The sequence below is a fragment of the Paraburkholderia sp. EB58 genome, assembly GCF_050436665.1.
Taxonomy (GTDB): Bacteria; Pseudomonadota; Gammaproteobacteria; order Burkholderiales; family Burkholderiaceae; genus Paraburkholderia.
In genome coordinates, this window is the sequence record NZ_JBNDMQ010000002.1 from 345285 (window position 1) to 363988 (window position 18704).

Genomic DNA, 18704 nt, shown 5'->3' on the forward strand with positions numbered 1-18704 from the left:
GCGCGCAAGCCGGCTTTGATGAAGGAGCTCAGCGCCTTGGCCGCGATTTCTGCTTAGCAGCGGACCTTCGTGAGCGCGTTGGGCGGCCGTCGCCGGTAAGAGCGCCCCCTTGCCGCCTATTTCTACTCACCCCGCAGCTTGCGCCCCTGCTCCCGAATCTGCTCCAAGGTCGCGCCAGGCGTGCTGGCTTCCTGCGGCATGCGAATTTCGATCACCGCCGCGCGCTTTGCCGCAAGTGAGCGCTCGAGCGCCGGCAGGAAATCCTCGGTACGCTCCACCGTCTCGCCATGCGCGCCAAACGACCGCGCGAAGGCCGCGAAATCCGGATTGGTGAGACCCGTGCCGTGCACACGGTTCGGATAGTGCCGCTCCTGGTGCATGCGGATCGTGCCAAAGTGGCTGTTGTTCACGACGATGAAAAGCACGTGCAGGTCGTACTGCATCGCCGTCGCCAGCTCTTGAGCAGACATCATGAAGCAGCCGTCGCCGGCCAGTGCTACCACCGCGCGCTGAGGGTAGAGCGACTTCGCTGCAATCGCCGCCGGCACGCCGTAGCCCATCGCGCCGCTGGTCGGCGCGAGCTGCGAGCGGAAATGGCGATACGAGAAATGCCGGTGCAGCCATGTCGCGTAATTGCCCGCGCCATTGGTCACGATCGCGTCGTCCGGCAAGTGCGCGCGCAGTTGCTGGATCACTTCGCCCATCTGCACGTCGCCCGGGATCGGGCGCGGCGTGCGCCAGTCGAGATAGGCGCGATGTGCTTCCTCCACAGCCCCCGCCCACGCCGGCTTTCCTGAAGGAGGTTGCAGGGCCGCGAGAAGCGATGCGAGTTCGGGCATCCCCGAGACGATCGGTAGATCCGCGGAATACACGCGGCCTAATTCCTCCGCGCCCTGATGCACATGGACTAACGTCTGCTTCGTCTTCGGAATATCGAGAAGCGTGTAGCCGCCGGTCGTCGCTTCGCCGAGACGCGGGCCTAACGCGAGCAACAGGTCCGCATCACGGATGCGTTTCGCCAACGCGGGGTTAATGCCGAGACCCACATCGCCTGCGTAATTGGGGTGCTCGTTATCGAGCGTGTCCTGGAAGCGGAACGCCAGGCCAATCGGCAACTGCCAGTTTTCGACGAAGCGCTGCAGATCGGCGCAGGCTTCTGGCGTCCAGCCGCTGCCGCCGGCGATGAGCATCGGCCGCTGGGCGCTTTCCAGCAGTTGCCGCAGTTGCTCCATCTGCGCTGCCGACGGCGACGCCGCCACCCGGTGATAAGCGGGTGCACCCGGCACCACCGGGCATACGTCGCTCAGCACATCTTCCGGCAACGACAGCACAACCGGACCCGGCCGTCCTGAAGTTGCGGTATGGAACGCGTGGCTCAGATATTCGGGAATACGCTTCGGATCGTCGATCTGCGCGACCCACTTGGCCATCTGGCCGAACATGCGTCGATAGTCGATTTCCTGGAAGGCCTCGCGGTCCAGATGCTCACGCGCGCATTGGCCGATCAGCAGGATCATCGGCGTCGAATCCTGGAACGCGGTGTGCACGCCTATCGAGGCGTGCGTCGCGCCGGGGCCGCGCGTGACGAGCGCGACGCCGGGTCGACCGGTGAGCTTGCCGACTGCTTCGGCCATATTGGCCGCGGCAGCTTCGTGCCGGCAGACGACGGTCTCGATGCGTTCGGTCTCATCGTGCAGCGAGTCGAGTACGGCAAGAAAACTCTCGCCGGGAACACAGAACACACGTTCGACACCATGCGTCAGCAGGGCATCGACTACAAGTCGCGCACCAGTGGTGGTGGCGGAAGCGGGAACATTCGGCAGCGGCATTGCGATGAAGCCTCCAGTCGGGTCGGTCGGCTGGTCGGCCAAAGGGTGGCCGACGGGCTTCGACAGCTTACGCCGACTGGGCGGCTGGTGTCACGGGGAAGGCCATGCCGCGGCGCATCAACGGCGGTGTGCCGCAAGGGTGCTGTCAGCAATGCACCTCGTGCCTTATGAGATCAACACTCAACAATATTCACCGCCAAGCCGCCGCGCGAGGTTTCCTTGTACTTGGTCTTCATATCTGCGCCGGTTTCGCGCATGGTCTTGATGACCGAGTCCAGCGAAACATAGTGGCTGCCATCGCCACGCAGCGCCATCCGTGCCGCATTGACCGCCTTCACCGACGCCATCGCGTTACGCTCGATACAAGGAATCTGCACCATGCCGCCCACCGGATCGCAGGTCAGCCCAAGGTTATGTTCCATGCCGATTTCCGCGGCGTTCTCAACCTGCTCCGGTGTGCCGCCCATCACCGCAGCCAACGCGCCCGCAGCCATCGAGCAGGCCACGCCCACTTCGCCCTGGCAGCCCACTTCTGCGCCCGAAATCGACGCATTCAGTTTGTACAGAATGCCAATCGCCGCAGCGGTCATCAGAAAATCGATCACACCCTGCTGGTTCGAACCCGGCATGAAGCGCGTGTAGTAATGCAGTACCGCCGGAATGATCCCAGCAGCGCCGTTAGTCGGCGCGGTGACCACACGTCCACCGGCCGCGTTCTCTTCATTGACGGCAATCGCGTACAGATTGATCCAGTCGACCATCGACAACGGATCGCGCAGCGCCAGTTCCGGATTACCCGACAGCGAGCGATACAACTGCGGCGCGCGCCGCTTCACCTGGAAAGGCCCCGGCAGCGTACCGTCCGCATCCGGATTGCCGATGCCGCAGCCGCGCGCGACACACGACTGCATCACGTCCCAGATCTTCAGCAGGCCCGTGCGTGTCTCCTCTTCGGTATGCCACACGCGCTCGTTTTCCCACATCAACTGCGCAATGCTCTTACCGGTGGCCTTGCACAGCGCCAGCAGTTCATTGCCGCTGCGAAACGGATGCGGCAGTTGATCGACGGCGCTCAGCACCTTGGTATTCGGCGCGCCTGCGGTGACGACAAACCCTCCGCCCACCGACAAATATGTGGATTCGCGCAGCGTCTCACCTTGCGCGTCGAACGCGCGCAGCTTGAGCCCGTTCGGATGCTCGGTAAGCGCCTGACGGTAGAACGAAATGTGATCCTTCTGCACGAACGGCACGGGATGCGTGCCGAGCAGCGCCAAAGAGCGCGAGGTGCGCACCGTTTCCAGCCGCTGCGCAATCGTATCCGGATCGACGGTATCCGGCGCATCGCCCATCAAGCCGAGCATCACGCCGCGATCCGTACCGTGGCCCTTGCCAGTTGCGCCGAGCGAGCCGTACAGATCCACCTTCACCGAAGCCGTGGCCGCAAGCAGTCCGTCGCGCTCGAGCCCCTGGACGAACATCAGCGCCGCGCGCATCGGCCCGACCGTATGCGAACTGGACGGCCCAATGCCGATTTTGAAGAGGTCGAACACACTGACTGCCATTACTGCTCCTGCAAAAGAATGAATCGGGTCTACCGCGCCGGTAGCGGCAGGCACACGGCCAGCCACGCGGGCGGAGTGGGCGCCAGATGCAGCGCGATCGGCGTATAGCGGCCATCGAGCCGCGCAGCCAGGTGAAACAGTTCCGTCGCGTTCTTCGGATCCCACTGACCCGAATAGCCCGGCAAGCCGGCTTCGCGACGCTTTGCATCGAACGGGACGTCCGAATGCACAAATTCTTCATGCGTCTTCGTGCCCAATGCGTAGGGCGTCAACCAGTTGAGTGCGGCTGCCAGCGTCGCACCGTTGCTTCCCTTCTCCGGCAACCAGTTGCGGTTGTGGCGGCGTGCCGCTAGCGCCGCGGTTACCAGCGGCTGTAAGTCGTAGGCCACGTAATGCAGCGCATCGCGTTCCTTGAAATCGATCGTCGAACCGTCCGGCTCGATGTTGTCGCCAATGTGTTCCACAAACAGACGCTGCGCCGCGTTGATCATCTTGCGGTTGTCGAGCGTGAACGCGGCCATTGCAATCAGCTTGATCCGGTGGCTCTGCCAGTTGTTGCGAAACGTGCCGGTCAGCGGGCGCGGCTGCGCGTCGATCTGCGCGATGTAACCGTTTCCGAGTTTTGTCAGGAACGCCATGGACGCGTTACGGGTCTTCACCGGCAACGCGCTCGCGGTCATGTCGTAGGCGAGGATCGAGCCTTCTAACTGGGTTTCGTCGATCGGGTTGAAGCTCGGTTGGTACGTAGTCACCCACGCGTACAGCAGACGGTCGACCAGTTTCAGATAGCGGTCGTCGCTGGTGGCGCGCCAGGCGAGCGCGGCGTCGCGCAACAGGTCGAGATCCTTCTCCGCTTCGACGCTTTGATCGTAAATGCCCTCGTGCGGCAGCGTGCCTTCGGTATGTAGTTTGGACACGGCATGGGCCGGGTCGTTCAGATGCGCTTCCACATTGCTGACAAGTGCCTTGACGCCGGGATCGGCATTGGTGCGTTCGCTCGTCTGCAGCGCAGGCGCTGCACAAAAATTCATCGCTGCGCGGGCGTGCCGCATCGGCAGCATGACGGCGCCGCACACCAGCAGCAGCGTCGCGAGCGGCGTGCCCGCTGCCTGCCAGGACGGCATGCGCCGTGAATAGCTCCGGCTTTCCATCATTAGCACCTTTCGCACCATGCGAAACTCCTTCGTTGGGCTGATTCGGTGTGTGATGTTAGCCGTTCCCGGGCGCGAACGACAGGACCGCGCGCCACCTGTAAGGCGGTGCGCGGTTCGAGACAGTTGCTAAAGCGGCGTTACGCGTAATCCGCGATCGGCACGCAGGAGCAGAACAGATTGCGGTCGCCGTACACGTTGTCGGCACGGCCGACTGGCGGCCAATACTTGTTCGCGATCAGCGACGGCAGCGGATATGCCGCAGTTTCGCGCGCATAAGCATGCTTCCAGTCATCCGCGATCACCACGGCTGCCGTGTGCGGCGCGTGCTTGAGCGGGTTGTCTTCACGATCCGAGCGGCCTTCCTCGACGGCGCGAATTTCCTCGCGGATTGCCGTCATCGCTTCGATGAAGCGGTCGAGTTCTTCCTTCGATTCCGATTCGGTCGGCTCGACCATCAGCGTGCCCGGCACCGGGAAGCTCATGGTCGGCGCGTGGAAGCCGTAGTCGGCGAGACGCTTGGCGACGTCGTCGACGGTAATGCCGCTGGTTTCCTTGATCGGACGCAGATCGAGAATGCACTCGTGCGCGACCAGACCGCCGGGGCCCGAGTACAGCACCGGATAGTGCGGCGCGAGCTTGTTGGCGACGTAGTTGGCGTTGAGGATCGCGGTCTCGGTCGCAGCGGTGAGGTTCTTCGCGCCCATCATCGCGATGTACATCCACGAGATCGGCAGAATCGAAGCGGAACCGTAAGGCGCACCCGACACGGCACCGATACCTTGCGGCGCACGTTCGTAACCCGACGACGTCTGATTCGGCAGGAACTGCGCAAGGTGCGCGCCGACTGCCACCGGACCGACGCCCGGTCCGCCGCCGCCGTGCGGAATGCAGAAGGTCTTGTGAAGATTCAGGTGCGAAACGTCGCCGCCGAACTGCCCCGGTGCACAGAGGCCGACCATCGCGTTCATGTTAGCGCCGTCCACGTAGACCTGGCCGCCGTGCGCATGCACGATTTCGCAGATTTCGCGCACGTTCGCTTCGAACACGCCGTGCGTCGACGGATACGTGATCATGATCGCCGCCAGCTTGTCCGCGTGTTGCGCGGCCTTCGCCTTCAGGTCTTCAATGTCGACGTTGCCTTGGGCATCACATGCCACGACGACCACCTGCATGCCGGCCATCTGTGCCGAAGCCGGGTTCGTGCCGTGTGCCGAAGCGGGGATCAGGCAGACGTTGCGGTGCCCTTCGCCACGCGAGGCGTGGTAAGCGTGGATGATCAACAGGCCCGCGTACTCGCCTTGCGAGCCGGCGTTCGGTTGCAGCGACACAGCCGCGTAACCGGTTGCCGCCACGAGCATCTGCTCGAGCTGATCGATCATTTCGCGGTAGCCGACCGTTTGCTCGGCCGGAGCGAACGGGTGGATCTGACCGAACTCGGGCCACGTGACCGGCAGCATTTCCGAGGTCGCATTCAGCTTCATCGTGCAGGAGCCGAGCGGGATCATCGAGCGGTCGAGCGCCAGGTCCTTGTCGGAGAGGCTGCGCAGGTAGCGCAGCATTTCCGTTTCCGAATGGTGACGGTTGAACACATGGTGCGTGAGGTACGCGCTGGTGCGTTCGAGCGCGGCCGGCACGGTGCTTTCTGCGGGCAGTTCGGCGTCGAGCGCGTCGATTTGCGGCACTTCGCTTACGAACGCCGCTTGCGCGAACACGGCCAGCAGATCGGCCAGATCGCTGCGCTTGGTGGTTTCGTCGATCGAGATGCCGACGCGCGTATCGCTCACACGGCGCAGGTTGATGCGCTTGGCGGTCGCCGCGTCATGCAATGCCTGGGTGCGGGCGCCGGTTTCGAACGTAAGCGTATCGAAGAACGTCTCGTTGACGAGCGTATAGCCGAGCTTTCTCGCGCCCGCTGCGAGCAGCGAGGCGATGCGGTTCACGCGCTGTGCAATCGTCTTCAGGCCATGCGGGCCGTGATAGACCGCGTACATGCTGGCCATGATCGCGAGCAGCGCTTGCGCGGTACACACGTTCGAGGTCGCCTTTTCGCGGCGGATATGCTGTTCGCGCGTTTGCAGCGCGAGACGCAGGGCGGGCTTGCCTTGTGCATCGACGGTCACGCCGACCAGACGGCCCGGCATTTGCCGCTTGAATTCGTCGCGCACGGCGAGGTACGCCGCGTGCGGGCCGCCGAAACCAACCGGCACGCCGAAGCGCTGCGTGTTGCCGACGGCCACGTCCGCGCCCCATTCGCCCGGAGGGGTAAGCACGGTGAGGGCGAGCAGATCGGCGGCGACCACCACATGGCCGCCCGCTGCGTGGATGGCTTCAGCCAGCGCGCGGTAGTCGCGCACGTCGCCGTTCACGCCCGGATATTGCAGCAGCACGCCGAAGGCGTTGGCGCTGGCAGCGCCCGCAGCCGGACCGACCTTCACTTCGATGCCCACCGGCGTGGCGCGTGTCTTCACCACTTCGATGGTTTGCGGCAGCACGTCGTCGGCTACGTAGAACACGTTCGACTTCGGCTTGCCCACGCGTTGCAGCAGCGTCATCGCCTCGGCGGCGGCGGTGGCCTCGTCGAGCAGCGATGCGTTGGAGATGGCGAGGCCCGTCAGGTCGATGATCATCTGCTGGAAGTTCAGCAGCGCTTCGAGACGGCCTTGCGAGATTTCCGGCTGATACGGCGTGTAAGCCGTGTACCACGCGGGGTTTTCGAGCACGTTGCGCAGGATCACCGTCGGGGTGTGCGCGTTGTAATAGCCCTGCCCGATATACGAGCGGAACACCTGGTTCTTGTCCGCCAGTTCGCGCAGCGCGGCGAGTGCTTCGGCTTCGCTCTTCGGTTGCGCGAAGGGGCCGAGCGGCAGCGCTTCGCTGCGGCGGATCGTCTTCGGAATCACGGCGTCGATCAGCGCGGCGCGCGACGCGAAGCCGAGGGCTTCGAGCATCGCTTGCTGGTCGGCCGAATCCGGGCCGATGTGCCGTTCGGCGAAGGCGTCATGCACTTCGAGCGCGGCGAGCGAGAGAGGAGTGCGGTTCATCAGACGATCCGGGTGTTCGAGCTTCATGGGGTGTTCCTGGTGGTGCGGCCGTCCGCGTTCGTCGGACGCCGCACCTGACGGTTAAAGCGGGTTTGAAATAACTTACTCGCCGATGGACTTGCTGTACGCGTCGGCGTCGATCAGGCGTTCTTGCGTTGCGCCCGCTGCCGGCTTGATCTTGAACAGCCAACTGTCATACGGCGCGCTGTTGACGGAGTCCGGCGTGTCGGCCACGGCTGTGTTCGCTTCGATGATTTCGCCCGAAACCGGCGCGTAGATATCGGAAGCGGCTTTCACGGATTCGATGACCGCGACGGTGTCGCCTGCGCTGACGGTCTTGCCCAGTTCCTGGACTTCGAAAAAGACGATGTCGCCGAGCGCTTCTTGCGCGTGGTCGGTGATGCCGACCGTCAGCGTGCCGTCTGCTTCGGTGCGGACCCATTCGTGCGATTCGGTGTATTTCAGATCGGCCGGGATGCTCATCGGATGCTCCTATGCGGTGTGTTCGGGAATGACTTAAAAGTGTGGGCGCGTACGCGACGGTATGGCTTAAGCAGCAAGCACCTTGCCGTTGCGCACGAATGGCAGTTTTACCACGCTTGCGGGAAGGGCTTTATCACGGATTTGCACGTGAACGATATCGCCGGGTTTCACTTCCTTCGGCACGCGGGCGAAGGCGATGGATTCCTGCATGGTCGGCGAGAACGTGCCGCTGGTGATTTCACCGTCGCCGTGCGGCGTGACGACCTTCTGATGGGCGCGCAGCACGCCGCCCGCCTTGCCGTTTTCCTTCTGCAGGATCAGGCCGACGAACGCGCACTGGCAACCGTCCGCTTCGAGCTTCGACTTGCCGACAAAATCGCGCGGCGAAGTCAGATCAACCGTCCAGGCGAGACCGGCGTCCAGCGGCGAGACATTGTCGTCCATGTCCTGGCCGTAGAGGTTCATGCCGGCTTCGAGACGCAACGTGTCGCGCGCACCGAGCCCGGCTGGGCGCACGCCTTGGCGCACCAATGCGTCCCAGAACTCGCAGACGGAAGTGGCCGGCAACACGACTTCAAAACCGTCTTCGCCGGTGTAGCCGGTGCGGGCGATCATCAACTCGCCGAACGGCGTGTTGTCGACGATGGCGGCGTTAAACGGCTTGAGCAGTTCGGTCGAGGTGCGGCTGGACGGCGCGACTTGCCAGACTTTGTCGCGGGCGTTCGGGCCTTGGACTGCGACAATCGCCAGATCGCGGCGCGGCGTGATGGTGAGGCCGTAGTTGCCTTCGGCGTTCAGCTTGCCGAACCAGGCGACGTCTTTTTCGGCGGTGCCGGCATTGACGACCAGACGGAAATGATCTTCGCTGAAGTAATAGACGATCAGATCGTCGATCACGCCGCCGTTCGGGTTTAGTAGGCAGGAGTAGAGCGCGCGGCCCGGCGTCTGCAGTTTGCCGACGTTGTTGGCAATCGCGTGTTCGAAGAAGGCGCGCACGCGCTCGCCTTTGAAATCGACGACGCACATGTGCGACACGTCGAACATGCCGGCGTCGGTACGCACGGCGCGATGTTCGTCGATCTGCGAGCCGTAGTTGACGGGCATGTCCCAGCCGCCGAAATCGACCATACGGGCGTTCAGCGCGCGATGGGTGGCGTTAAGCGGGGTGTGTTTGAGTTCGTTCATCAGGGCCTCAGGCAATCTCGCGAAACAAAAAAGGCCATGCGGCTTGATCCCTCGCGGCCGGAATGCCTGCGAGCGATGCCTTGCATGACCCCTCTGTCCTCGATACCTGAGAGATTGCGCTGCCGTGAGCTTTTGCAAGCCGTCACGGCGAAACGCGCGCCCCTTCGGTGGGCAGCCTGCCTGGCTCGATGACGTTCGATGCCGGTGGCTACTGCCGCTCTCCAGAGTGCGAAAAACCGGTGCCTGATGGAAGCCCGGAACATGCCGGTATCAGACGGGTTCTTCGACGCAGTCGGTCCTTTTGCCTGAGAGTTTGCGGGTGTGCCCCTTCGGCGGCGCGGCCTGCGAAAACAACAGCAGCCAGCGCGCTCTCCCGACGCGTGCGGCGAATGTACGCGAGGCCCGGAGGCTTGTCAAATGGAGGCTTCGGAGGAAGGCGGGGTGGTGCAATGCACACCGCGCACGCCAAAAAAAAGCGCGAGGAGCGACCCCCGCGCTTGTACCGAGACGGCAGATTGCTGAGAGGATTACTCGCCGATCGCGTGAGCTGCGCCGTCGAGTTCCTGATTCAGCACGCGCTGTTCGTCACCGGACAGGCCGCCGCCATGTTGTGCAGCCATGTCGTGCGCTTCCTGACGGATCACGTCGAGGCGATGATGCAGTGCGCCACCTTGCGGGGGCGGATATGCGCCTGCGTTGACGTGAGCGTCGATGCGGCGGCTCAGGTTGTCGGCACGGCCGTCAACCTGCCTGAGACGCTGTACGGCAATTTCGTGTGCGTCCGGATGCGGTGCCGGTGCTTGCGGCTGCGTCACCACGCAGGCCGCCAGCGAAGAAACCAGCGCGCAGCCAGCCAGCGCACGGATGAAACGTTGCATACCAACTCCTTGTCGTCGTCTTTTCTTGATCGATGGTCAGATCGATACCGGATAGCAACGGCCAAGCCGTGCCACCCGATGACCTGAACTCAGCAACATATTGTAACGGAGCGTTCCTTTCGGAACTGTTGCCAGAGGTTACCGTCATGTAAGCCGAGATTTAAGGTGACTTGCGCGGCGATCTCAACGAATGCGTTCGAACGGCAGACGCTGGCCTTCCTCTTCGCTGCGCGCGGCCAGTTCGATGATCGTCATGACGTCGACGGCGTCCTGCGGGCTAACCGGGAAGCGGTCGCCATCCAGGATCGTGGCGGCGAGGGCCTGATAGAAGCCGACGTAGTCACCGTCGCGAGTGGGCAAAGTGCGCTCGACTTCCTGATTGTTGGCGTCCAGTACGCGCAGGAGGCCAGCCGCGTTGCCGCCACCGAAACCGGCGTCACCCGGCCGCAGACCGGCCTTCAATTGATCTTCCTGGGTGTCCAGTTCGCGTTTGACGTAGCTGCCGCGCGTGCCGTCCATTGCGAAGCGCGGCGGCGCCAGCGCGGTGAGAGCGCTGGCGTGCAGCACGACTTCGAGGCCCTCATAGCCAAGTTGCAGATGCACGTAATCAGGCGCGCCGCCCCCGTCGCGATACGTCTTGACGGTGGCCGACACGGTGACCGGGGTGCCGAAAAGCGCGAGCGCCTGGTCGATCAGATGCGGCCCGAGATCGAACAGCAGGCCGCCGCCACGCGACGCTTCCTCGCGCCAGCGCGGCCGCACATCGGGACGGAAGCGGTCGAAGTGCGATTCGTAGTGGGTGACGCGGCCCAACTCGCCGCTCGCGAGCAGATCGCGGACGGTGAGGAAATCGCCGTCCCAGCGACGGTTGTGAAACGGCGCGAAGGTGAGGCGGCGCGCCAGTGCCAGATTGGCGAGCGTCATGGCCTCTGTGGCCGTCAGCGTGACCGGCTTGTCGACCACCACGTGTTTGCCCGCTTCGAGCGTGCGTTTGGCCAGTTCGAAGTGGGTGTCGTTCGGCGTCGCGATCACGACGCACTGGATGTCGTCGAGGGCAAGGAGAGCCTCGAGATCGGGCACGACGGTGGCGCGCGGATAGTCGGCGCTGGCCTGCTCGGCCTTGCTGGTGGCAATCGCTGCGACGGTGGCCCGGCCGCAATGTTCGATCACCGGTGCATGGAAGGTTGCGCCAGCGAAACCGTAACCCATCAATCCTGTTTTCAGCGGTGCAGACATGTGAGTTTCCTGCAAAAAAGGCGCGCCGCTTTGCCACCGCGGCGGCGGCGCGCGGCCTCTAATTGTGGCATGTCCCGCGCGGCGCTTGTTCCCGCAGCTCGGTTGGCAATTTAGGGCGGCACGCGGCGCGGCGCTCGCGAGGGCGGTGCGGGCTTCGTGTTAACATCGCTCCTCTCGCGCGAATCGGCTCAGCCGACCTGCCGCCGCACTTCCCCTCTCAACCGTAAGACCCCATCCACAGACGATGTCCGCAGGCCTGAACCCCGCCCAAAACGAAGCGGTGCGCTATCTCGATGGTCCCTGTCTCGTGCTTGCCGGCGCGGGCAGTGGCAAGACGCGCGTGATTACGCAAAAGATTGCGCACCTGATCGAAGTCAAAGGCTTCGAGCCGCGCCATATCGCCGCCGTGACCTTCACGAACAAGGCGGCGGCGGAAATGCGCGAGCGTGTCGGCAAGCTGCTCGAAGGCAAGACGCTGACCACGCCCGGCAAGGAAGGCCGCAAGGTGCCGGTCAATCAGTTGACGGTGTGTACCTTCCACTCGCTCGGCGTGCAGATCCTGCGTCAGGAGGCTGAGCACGTCGGCCTGAAGCCGCAGTTCTCGATCATGGATTCGGACGACTGCTTCGGCATGATCCAGGAACAGGTCGGCTCGACGGATAAGGGGTTCATCCGCAAGATCCAGTCGATCATCTCGCTGTGGAAGAACGGCATGATCATGCCCGAAGAGGCGATTGCGATTGCCGCCAATGAGGATGAACATCAGGCGGCAATCGTCTACCGTAATTACGTGGCGACGCTGCACGCGTATCAGGCGGTGGATTTTGACGATCTGATCCGCGTGCCCGCCGAGCTCTTCGCGAAGAACGAGCAGGTGCGCGAGCGCTGGCAAAACAAACTGCGCTATCTGCTGATCGACGAGTATCAGGACACGAATGCGTGCCAGTACGAACTCGTGAAGCTGCTCGCCGGGCCGCGCGCGGCATTCACGGCGGTGGGCGACGACGACCAGGCCATCTACGGCTGGCGCGGTGCGACGCTCGAGAACCTGGGCCAGCTCAGCAAGGACTTCCCGAAGCTGCATCTGATCAAGCTCGAGCAAAACTACCGGTCGACGGTGCGCATCCTGACCGCCGCGAACAACGTGATTGCGAACAACCCGAAGCTGTTCGAGAAGAAGCTGTGGTCCGAGCACGGTATGGGCGACACGATCACCGTGACCGGCTGCAATGACGAAGAGCACGAAGCCGAATCCGTCGTGTTCCGATTGTCCGCGCACAAGTTCGAGCGGCGCGCGCAGTTCCGCGACTACGCGATCCTGTACCGCGGCAATTTCCAGGCGCGCATCTTCGAACAGGTGCTGCGGCGCGAGCGGATTCCATATGTGCTGTCGGGCGGCCAGTCGTTCTTCGACAAGGCCGAGATCAAGGATATCTGCGCGTATCTGCGCCTGATCGCCAATGCCGACGACGATCCTGCGTTCATTCGCGCGATCACCACGCCGCGGCGTGGTGTGGGCAATACGACGCTCGAAGCGCTCGGGTCGTTCGCGGGTCAGGCGAAGGTGTCGCTGTTCGAGGCGGTGTATATGGGCGGCATCGAGGCGCGGTTGTCGGCGCGTCAGGTTGAGCCGCTGCGCACCTTCTGCGATTTCATGCAGCGCCTGACCGACCGCGCGGACAAGGATCCCGCCTCCGAGGTGCTCAACGACCTGATGGACGCGATCCACTACGAGGCCTACCTGTACGACGCGTTCGACGAGCGCCAGGCGCAGTCGAAATGGCAGAACGTGCTGGAGTTTATCGAGTGGTTGAAGCGCAAGGGCACCAAGCCTGAGCCGGCGGCGGGGTCCGAGGTCACTGGCTATGACAACGCCGATGGTCTCGCGGATACCGGCAAGAACCTGCTCGGCCTGATCCAGACGGTCGCGCTGATGTCGATGCTCGAAGGCAAGGAAGAAGATCCGGATGCGGTGCGGCTTTCGACGGTGCATGCGTCGAAGGGACTCGAGTATCCGCACGTGTTTCTGGTGGGCGTCGAGGAAGGCATCATGCCGCACCGCGGCGGCTCGGACGACGCGCCGATCGACGACGCGCGCATCGAAGAAGAACGCCGGCTGATGTACGTGGCGATTACGCGCGCGCAGCGCAGTCTGCACCTGAACTGGTGCAAGAAGAGGAAGCGCGCGCGGGAGACGGTAGTGTGCGAGCCGTCGCGATTTATTCCCGAAATGGGTTTGGACGAGGCACCGCCGCCGACGGCGGAAGAGGCACCGATGTCGCCGAAGGATCGGCTCGCGAGTTTGAAGGCGTTGTTGCAGAAGCCTTGATTGGTGGCTGGGCTTGGCGTTACGCCTTTGCCGCCGCCTGCTGGCCTATCGCCCGTTATTAGCACGTAAAAAATCCCTGCCCGTGTTGCCACGGTGCAGGGATTTTTGTTTTCCAGCTACGAAATGAAGCGGGGTTGGTGTTTATTTCGCCGCGCTGACCATGTAATCGACGGCGGCCTTCACGTCCGCATCCGACGCGTTCGACCCGCCCTTGGGCGGCATCGCGCCCTTGCCGTGCAGTGCGTAGTTGTAAATCGTGTCCATCGGATCCTTGAGGCGCGGCGCCCAGGCGGTCTTGTCGCCGAACTTCGGCGCGTTGAGCACGCCGGCGGCGTGGCACGTCTGGCAAACCTGCTCGTAGAGCGCCTTGCCGGCCTGCGCGCTGTCGGCGCTCGGCGTGGCGCCGGCGGGCGGGGCTTCCGGTGCGCTGGCGATGGCGGCAAGCGCGGCCGCAGCCTGGGAAGCCGCCGCGCCTGCGTCTGCTGCGGCACCCGATGCGGGTGCTGCCGCTGCGGCTGCGCCCGAAGCGGCTTGCGCCGCGGTCGGCACCGGCGGCTCGGCGAAATTGCCGCCCGAATTGTTCGCCATGTAGACGACGGCGCGGGCAATCTCGTAGTCGCTGTAGTCGTCCGGACTGGTGCCGCCGCGTGCGGGCATGGCGCCCTTGCCAGTCAAGGCGGTATGCCAGAGCGTGTCGAAGCCCTGCGCGATGCGCGGCGCCCAGTCGGCGGAGTTGGTGAATTTCGGTGCGCCTGCCGCCCCGGTGGCGTGACAGGCCGAGCAGACCGCCTTGTAGACTTCCTCACCAGTCTTGTAGACGCGAGGCGCGTTGGCGTCGCGAATGTCGACCTGGGCGAGCGGCGCGATGCGCGCGCTGACCTCGGCGTCGGAGAGACTATCGGTGCCGGCGCCGGTGCGGGTCCAGTTGTCGGCGTAGACCGCTAGCAGGACGATGATGACGATCGGGATCGCAAAACTGGCGATGATCGCGGCAATGAGCTGTCCTGGCGTTTTGATCGGGGCTTCGTGATTTGGTGCTTCGCTCATGCTTGTCTCGTCTCCCGTGGGTATTGTGAGCGGTACAGCGTGACGGCAACGACCTTTTGATTATTTAGCCACGGACGATTATAGACGCAGAGTTTCGGCGGCGGCGAGCGGCGGCTGAGGGTCTTCAGCGGGCGTTTACCCGAATCGGCGGCGGCGGACGGCGCCTTGGGGCGGGCGCCGGCGGGGCCTCTCCAGGGCGGCCGGTGGACGGGTTGCCGGAAACCGGGTATCCTCTCGGTCTCGCTTTGGCGCTGCTTTCGTGGCGCTTTCGTGTTGAAGCGCCCGTAGCTCAATGGATAGAGTACTGCCCTCCGAAGGCAGGGGTTGCTGGTTCGATCCCAGCCGGGCGCACCAATTCTGACAAGGGTTCTGACGAATCCACCTGTTCCCGCTCCCCCCGAATTTCACGTAAGACGCGACCCTTCAGTCGTGAACGTGGCATTCGCGTCGCGACTGTCTCCGTTCGACCAACGCTCGCCCGTGGGCATCGTCATCGAATCAGCGACCGCAGCAGATCACCGCAATCTTGACCATGGACTTGTGAGTTTCGAAACCGAATATTTCGCTTCGGACGCGATTTGCGAGAAGGCTCGCGCCGGCGAGCTGTTTCAACCCACACGTCTCGTTACACACAAACACACTGGTAATCTGCGCGCCAAATATATTGGCTTCACTACTAACAAGTGAGGCACGTATGAAACGAATTCTTGCGCTGATGCTGATGGCTGTATGTCTCGGAACCGCGTTGAGCGGCTGCATCGTTGTTCCTGAAGGAGGCTACTATCACCGCTATTAACGGTAGCTGACGCGCACCGGCAAACGTCGTTGCGCGCTAAACAGGCTTATCGTCTACGCCCGAATCTCACGAGGGCCTGCTGCGCTTTGTCATGTTGTCCGAGGGCAGCATGCCTGGCAATGCCTCTACAAAGAAGTCTGCTTGCAGCGCAGCGCCGGCCTGCACGTCATACTGTGCAAAGTCGCGCACACCCGCTGCCAGCAAGACTTCGTCGTCGAGAAAGAAGTTTCCCGAACACTCGTTGGCTGGACGCGTCAGGATATAGTGGGCCGCGTCGGCGACAATCTCTGGCTTGCGACACGCCGCAATCATTTCCGCTCCGCCAATCTCGTTTCGCACCGCAGCGGTCGCGATCGCCGTTCGGGGCCACAGTGAATTGACTGCGACACCACGGTTTTTGAATTCGCCAGCAAGCGCCCGCGTGAACAGGCTCATCGTGTACTTTGCGATGGTGTATGCGGGAAAATCGCTAAACCACTTCGCGTCCTGGACCAATGGCGGCGACAGTGTAAGGATGTGCGGGTTTGCCGAATTGAGGAGGTGCGGCAGACATGCCTGTGCGCACACGAACGTGCCTCTGCCGTTGACTCCGTGCATCAGGTCATACCTTTTGACGGGCGTATCCAGCGTGCCAGTCAGTCGAATGGCGCTGGCATTGTTCACCAAGGCGTCGATACCACCGAACCGCCCGACGGCCTCGGCAACTGCGGCTTTCACGCGTTCTTCGTCCCGAATGTCCACAACAAGCGGGAGCGCCTTGCCGCCAGCAGCTTCTATAGCGGCAGCTGCCGTATAAATCGTTCCCTCGAGACGCGTGTCCGCGTCGGCGGTCTTGGCTGCAATCACGACGTTCGCGCCGTCGCGTGCGGCTCTGAGGGCAATTGCGAGTCCGATGCCGCGACTGCCACCGGAAATAAATATGGTCTTGCCGGCTAGGTCCATGGTCGTGTCCTGACGATTTACAGGAGGATGCGCAACTTGTCGTCGATGTCGGGCAGGGAATGGCCCCCCGCGCGGACTTCTGCCACCAGCCTCTGTGCATACGAGCGGCAGTTTTCGAGCGTGCTGTGCAGTTGTGGCTCGGCCTGCAGTGCGACAACCGCTCTTTCAATTTCTGTCGGCGAGTCACTCAACAGGGCTGCGACGACTTCTTGCGGCGGTATCGGCGACGAATGACTGCGTAGCTGACACATCCAGTCCGTTGCAAATAGTGCGGTACGGCGTTCCCGCTGAACGCTCTCGGCTTGCTCGAGCGTTGCGAGATGGCGGGCATTGTTGTGAAGCGCCGAGCGCCAAACGTCCATGACCTTGCTCCGCAGTTCTGCAATCGCGCCTCCGAGCAACTCGTTTTCGCCCCCTGTCATCAGACGATGGTCTTCTAGCTGGTCCAGTCGCTCTCTCAGCCCATTCAGAAGTGGGTGCCAGTCGGCAGGCAACTCAGTGAGTCCGTAAAACTCCCGAGCGAGTTCAGCGAGTTCGTTGCGAATATTAGCCAGCGCCTCATGGTCCGCGACACGCGCTTCGTAGACGTCGCTTGAGGTGACAACCTGGCGATGTAGCGGAAACAGAGGATTGCTATAGCGCCGCTGCAGATGGCGCTCCTTGGCACCGGGCGCCGCGCTCCATTTCCATCGAGGCAGAGTGCGGGCGTCAAAGCCCTGGATAGCCTGCACCATCGGTTTGAAAATCGGCAGTGCTTGCTCGGTGGCACTGCGAAGGCAACCCGCCAGCTTGATGTCGTTGCCCTCGAAGTCGACACCCGGTCGAGCATAGTAAGGTGAGTCGGGAGACTGAAGCAGGAAGCCTGTTGCCAGAAAAAACTCCATCGGCAGCGCTACCGTCTGGCCATTTTGTACGAAGCTGCGTTGTTCAATCGGAGTTGCGTCGAATGACTGGATAAGCCGATTCTCCAGTTCAATCAGATTGTCGAGAACTTCCCCTGTGGACGGCTGAGCGTCTTCCGCCAGGAGACAAAATGTGTCGCGAGCCATTCTCGCGGCGACCACGCCGTGCTTCTCGGCAAAGACCCAGAACCAGAGGGCGAGCAGATAGCCTTTCGTCGCACTCTGCACGGTGTTCTCAACGTTGGGCGCGAACACGACGTCCTGCGCCTTCCAGTTCGAAAAAGGCGGCGCGTCTGCTCGCATCAGCATACCAAGCAGATGCCCCGACGCCTCATAGGTATCGGTTGGCCGTTCGGACTCAGCGGGAGTAGGAGAGCTTGTCTTGTTCCAGAACTTCCAGTCCACGATTTCCTCGACGGTGCAATACACGCGTTTTCGGGGCACGATTGGCGCCCGGATATGCAAGTTTGAGGTCTCGCCAATCATGGGGTCTTGCGCGCTCTTAGGCAAGGTCTGCTTGACGATTCGCTGCGCTTGTCCACAAGCGAATCTGGGCAGAGGAGGCGCGGTACCCTAAACAGCAGTGCGTCAGGACGTCGACCCAGGCTGGGGCCAAGGCCAACCCCTCTTCTCTTCGGGCGCATCCCAATCCGAGGCCAGCGCGGTCTTGCCCGGACCCGCCTCTTCAGCAGCATCGGGCGTCAGTTTGGTCGAGGCGTCCTCTTTTATCTTGGGAAGCCCGGCCCCAAACCACTTCACCTTCTTTTGCATGTGGGCGGCATATGCCTTCCAGCCGTCAGGGTTGCCATCAAAAAGGTCGTGCTGAACGGTTGACGCCAGCGCATTCCGGTTGAGCTCCGTATCGAGCAGTTCCTTTGGCCACAGGAAGAAGGCGCTCGCGACGCGGGCGCTGAACTCGGCCACTGTCATCTTCGGAGAAACCGTGCGGAGGAACTCGAAGCCTTGCAACGAATCCTGTTCCTTCGCGAGTTGTCTCACCAGCGCTTCTGGCCGACCTGTCCTGCCTAAACAGCTCAAAGCTTCGAGCATGTCCGCGAGGTGCAACAGCAGTTCCCGTCTATCAAATCGGTCGTCCATTGCAATATCTCCGTTGTGTTCGGTGCGCGCCCCGTGTGCCATTGCTTACGAGGGGTCATTGCGATTGATGAAGCTTCAGTCCCTCTTCGACAGGTTGCTACGCCCGACAGTTTCCACGTGTCGCCGTTCCTGGAAACGCGAAGTAACGGTAGTAGTTGCTCGCAGAATAGACCTGGATTGAAACGTACCTGGCGGCGGGTTGACCGGTTCGGTCGCTAATCG

14 protein-coding genes, 1 tRNA gene and 2 riboswitches are annotated in these 18704 nt (G+C 62.7%); of the genes, 3 read left to right on the top strand and 12 right to left on the bottom strand.

The features are described from left to right. Positions 1 to 122 precede the first annotated feature (122 nt). From P3T40_RS04210 to P3T40_RS04245, 8 genes are all read right to left on the bottom strand, one after another. The gene (locus P3T40_RS04210) at positions 123 to 1829 is read right to left on the bottom strand and encodes a thiamine pyrophosphate-binding protein (RefSeq protein ID WP_429266409.1); all 1707 of its coding nucleotides are present in this window, start codon (positions 1827 to 1829) and stop codon (positions 123 to 125) included. A gap of 173 nt (positions 1830 to 2002) precedes the next feature. Then, a complete protein-coding gene (locus P3T40_RS04215; RefSeq protein ID WP_429266410.1) occupies positions 2003 to 3391 on the bottom strand; it encodes an L-serine ammonia-lyase in 1389 nt (462 codons plus the stop codon). Positions 3392 to 3420: 29 nt separating this feature from the next. Next, positions 3421 to 4563, bottom strand: a complete 1143-nt coding sequence (locus P3T40_RS04220; RefSeq protein WP_429266411.1) for an alginate lyase family protein — start codon at positions 4561 to 4563, stop codon at positions 3421 to 3423. A 119-nt stretch (positions 4564 to 4682) separates the two neighbouring features. Continuing rightward, on the bottom strand, positions 4683 to 7613 hold the full coding sequence (gene gcvP / locus P3T40_RS04225; protein WP_429266412.1) for an aminomethyl-transferring glycine dehydrogenase: 2931 nt from the start codon (positions 7611 to 7613) through the stop codon (positions 4683 to 4685). Between the two features lie 75 nt (positions 7614 to 7688). Beyond that, complete coding sequence (gcvH, locus tag P3T40_RS04230; protein ID WP_429266413.1) at positions 7689 to 8069, bottom strand: glycine cleavage system protein GcvH; 381 nt, start codon at positions 8067 to 8069, stop codon at positions 7689 to 7691. 66 nt (positions 8070 to 8135) lie between these two features. Continuing rightward, positions 8136 to 9254: a glycine cleavage system aminomethyltransferase GcvT gene (gene gcvT, locus P3T40_RS04235; protein ID WP_429266414.1), complete on the bottom strand. Its 1119-nt coding sequence runs from the start codon at positions 9252 to 9254 to the stop codon at positions 8136 to 8138. Between the two features lie 83 nt (positions 9255 to 9337). Further along, positions 9338 to 9489: riboswitch (glycine riboswitch) on the bottom strand. Between the two features lie 48 nt (positions 9490 to 9537). Beyond that, positions 9538 to 9640, bottom strand: a riboswitch (glycine riboswitch). A gap of 141 nt (positions 9641 to 9781) precedes the next feature. Then, positions 9782 to 10132 (bottom strand): hypothetical protein, encoded by a 351-nt coding sequence (locus P3T40_RS04240; RefSeq protein ID WP_429266415.1) that lies wholly within the window; start codon positions 10130 to 10132, stop codon positions 9782 to 9784. A 183-nt stretch (positions 10133 to 10315) separates the two neighbouring features. After that, a complete protein-coding gene (locus tag P3T40_RS04245) occupies positions 10316 to 11368 on the bottom strand; it encodes an oxidoreductase (protein ID WP_429266416.1) in 1053 nt (350 codons plus the stop codon). A 244-nt stretch (positions 11369 to 11612) separates the two neighbouring features. Between P3T40_RS04245 and P3T40_RS04250 the strand changes: the two genes are divergently transcribed. Continuing rightward, a complete protein-coding gene (locus P3T40_RS04250; RefSeq protein ID WP_429266417.1) occupies positions 11613 to 13697 on the top strand; it encodes a UvrD-helicase domain-containing protein in 2085 nt (694 codons plus the stop codon). A 141-nt stretch (positions 13698 to 13838) separates the two neighbouring features. Here the strand turns inward: P3T40_RS04250 and P3T40_RS04255 are convergent, their stop codons facing one another. Next, positions 13839 to 14744, bottom strand: coding sequence for a c-type cytochrome (locus P3T40_RS04255; protein WP_429266418.1), 906 nt, complete (start codon positions 14742 to 14744; stop codon positions 13839 to 13841). 278 nt (positions 14745 to 15022) lie between these two features. Here P3T40_RS04255 and P3T40_RS04260 point away from each other — a divergent pair. Together P3T40_RS04260 and P3T40_RS04265 are read left to right on the top strand one after the other, a co-directional pair. Then, positions 15023 to 15098: transfer RNA gene (locus P3T40_RS04260), tRNA-Arg, on the top strand. A 126-nt stretch (positions 15099 to 15224) separates the two neighbouring features. Continuing rightward, positions 15225 to 15431 (top strand): hypothetical protein, encoded by a 207-nt coding sequence (locus P3T40_RS04265; RefSeq protein ID WP_429266419.1) that lies wholly within the window; start codon positions 15225 to 15227, stop codon positions 15429 to 15431. 175 nt (positions 15432 to 15606) lie between these two features. Here P3T40_RS04265 and P3T40_RS04270 read toward each other — a convergent pair whose 3' ends face one another. The 3 genes from P3T40_RS04270 to P3T40_RS04280 all read right to left on the bottom strand — a co-directional run bounded on the left by P3T40_RS04270 (position 15607) and on the right by P3T40_RS04280 (position 18482). Then, complete coding sequence (locus tag P3T40_RS04270; protein WP_429266420.1) at positions 15607 to 16482, bottom strand: SDR family oxidoreductase; 876 nt, start codon at positions 16480 to 16482, stop codon at positions 15607 to 15609. Between the two features lie 17 nt (positions 16483 to 16499). After that, on the bottom strand, positions 16500 to 17870 hold the full coding sequence (locus P3T40_RS04275) for a tryptophan leader peptide (protein WP_429266421.1): 1371 nt from the start codon (positions 17868 to 17870) through the stop codon (positions 16500 to 16502). 102 nt (positions 17871 to 17972) lie between these two features. Further along, the gene (locus tag P3T40_RS04280; RefSeq protein WP_429266422.1) at positions 17973 to 18482 is read right to left on the bottom strand and encodes a hypothetical protein; all 510 of its coding nucleotides are present in this window, start codon (positions 18480 to 18482) and stop codon (positions 17973 to 17975) included. Positions 18483 to 18704 lie beyond the last annotated feature (222 nt).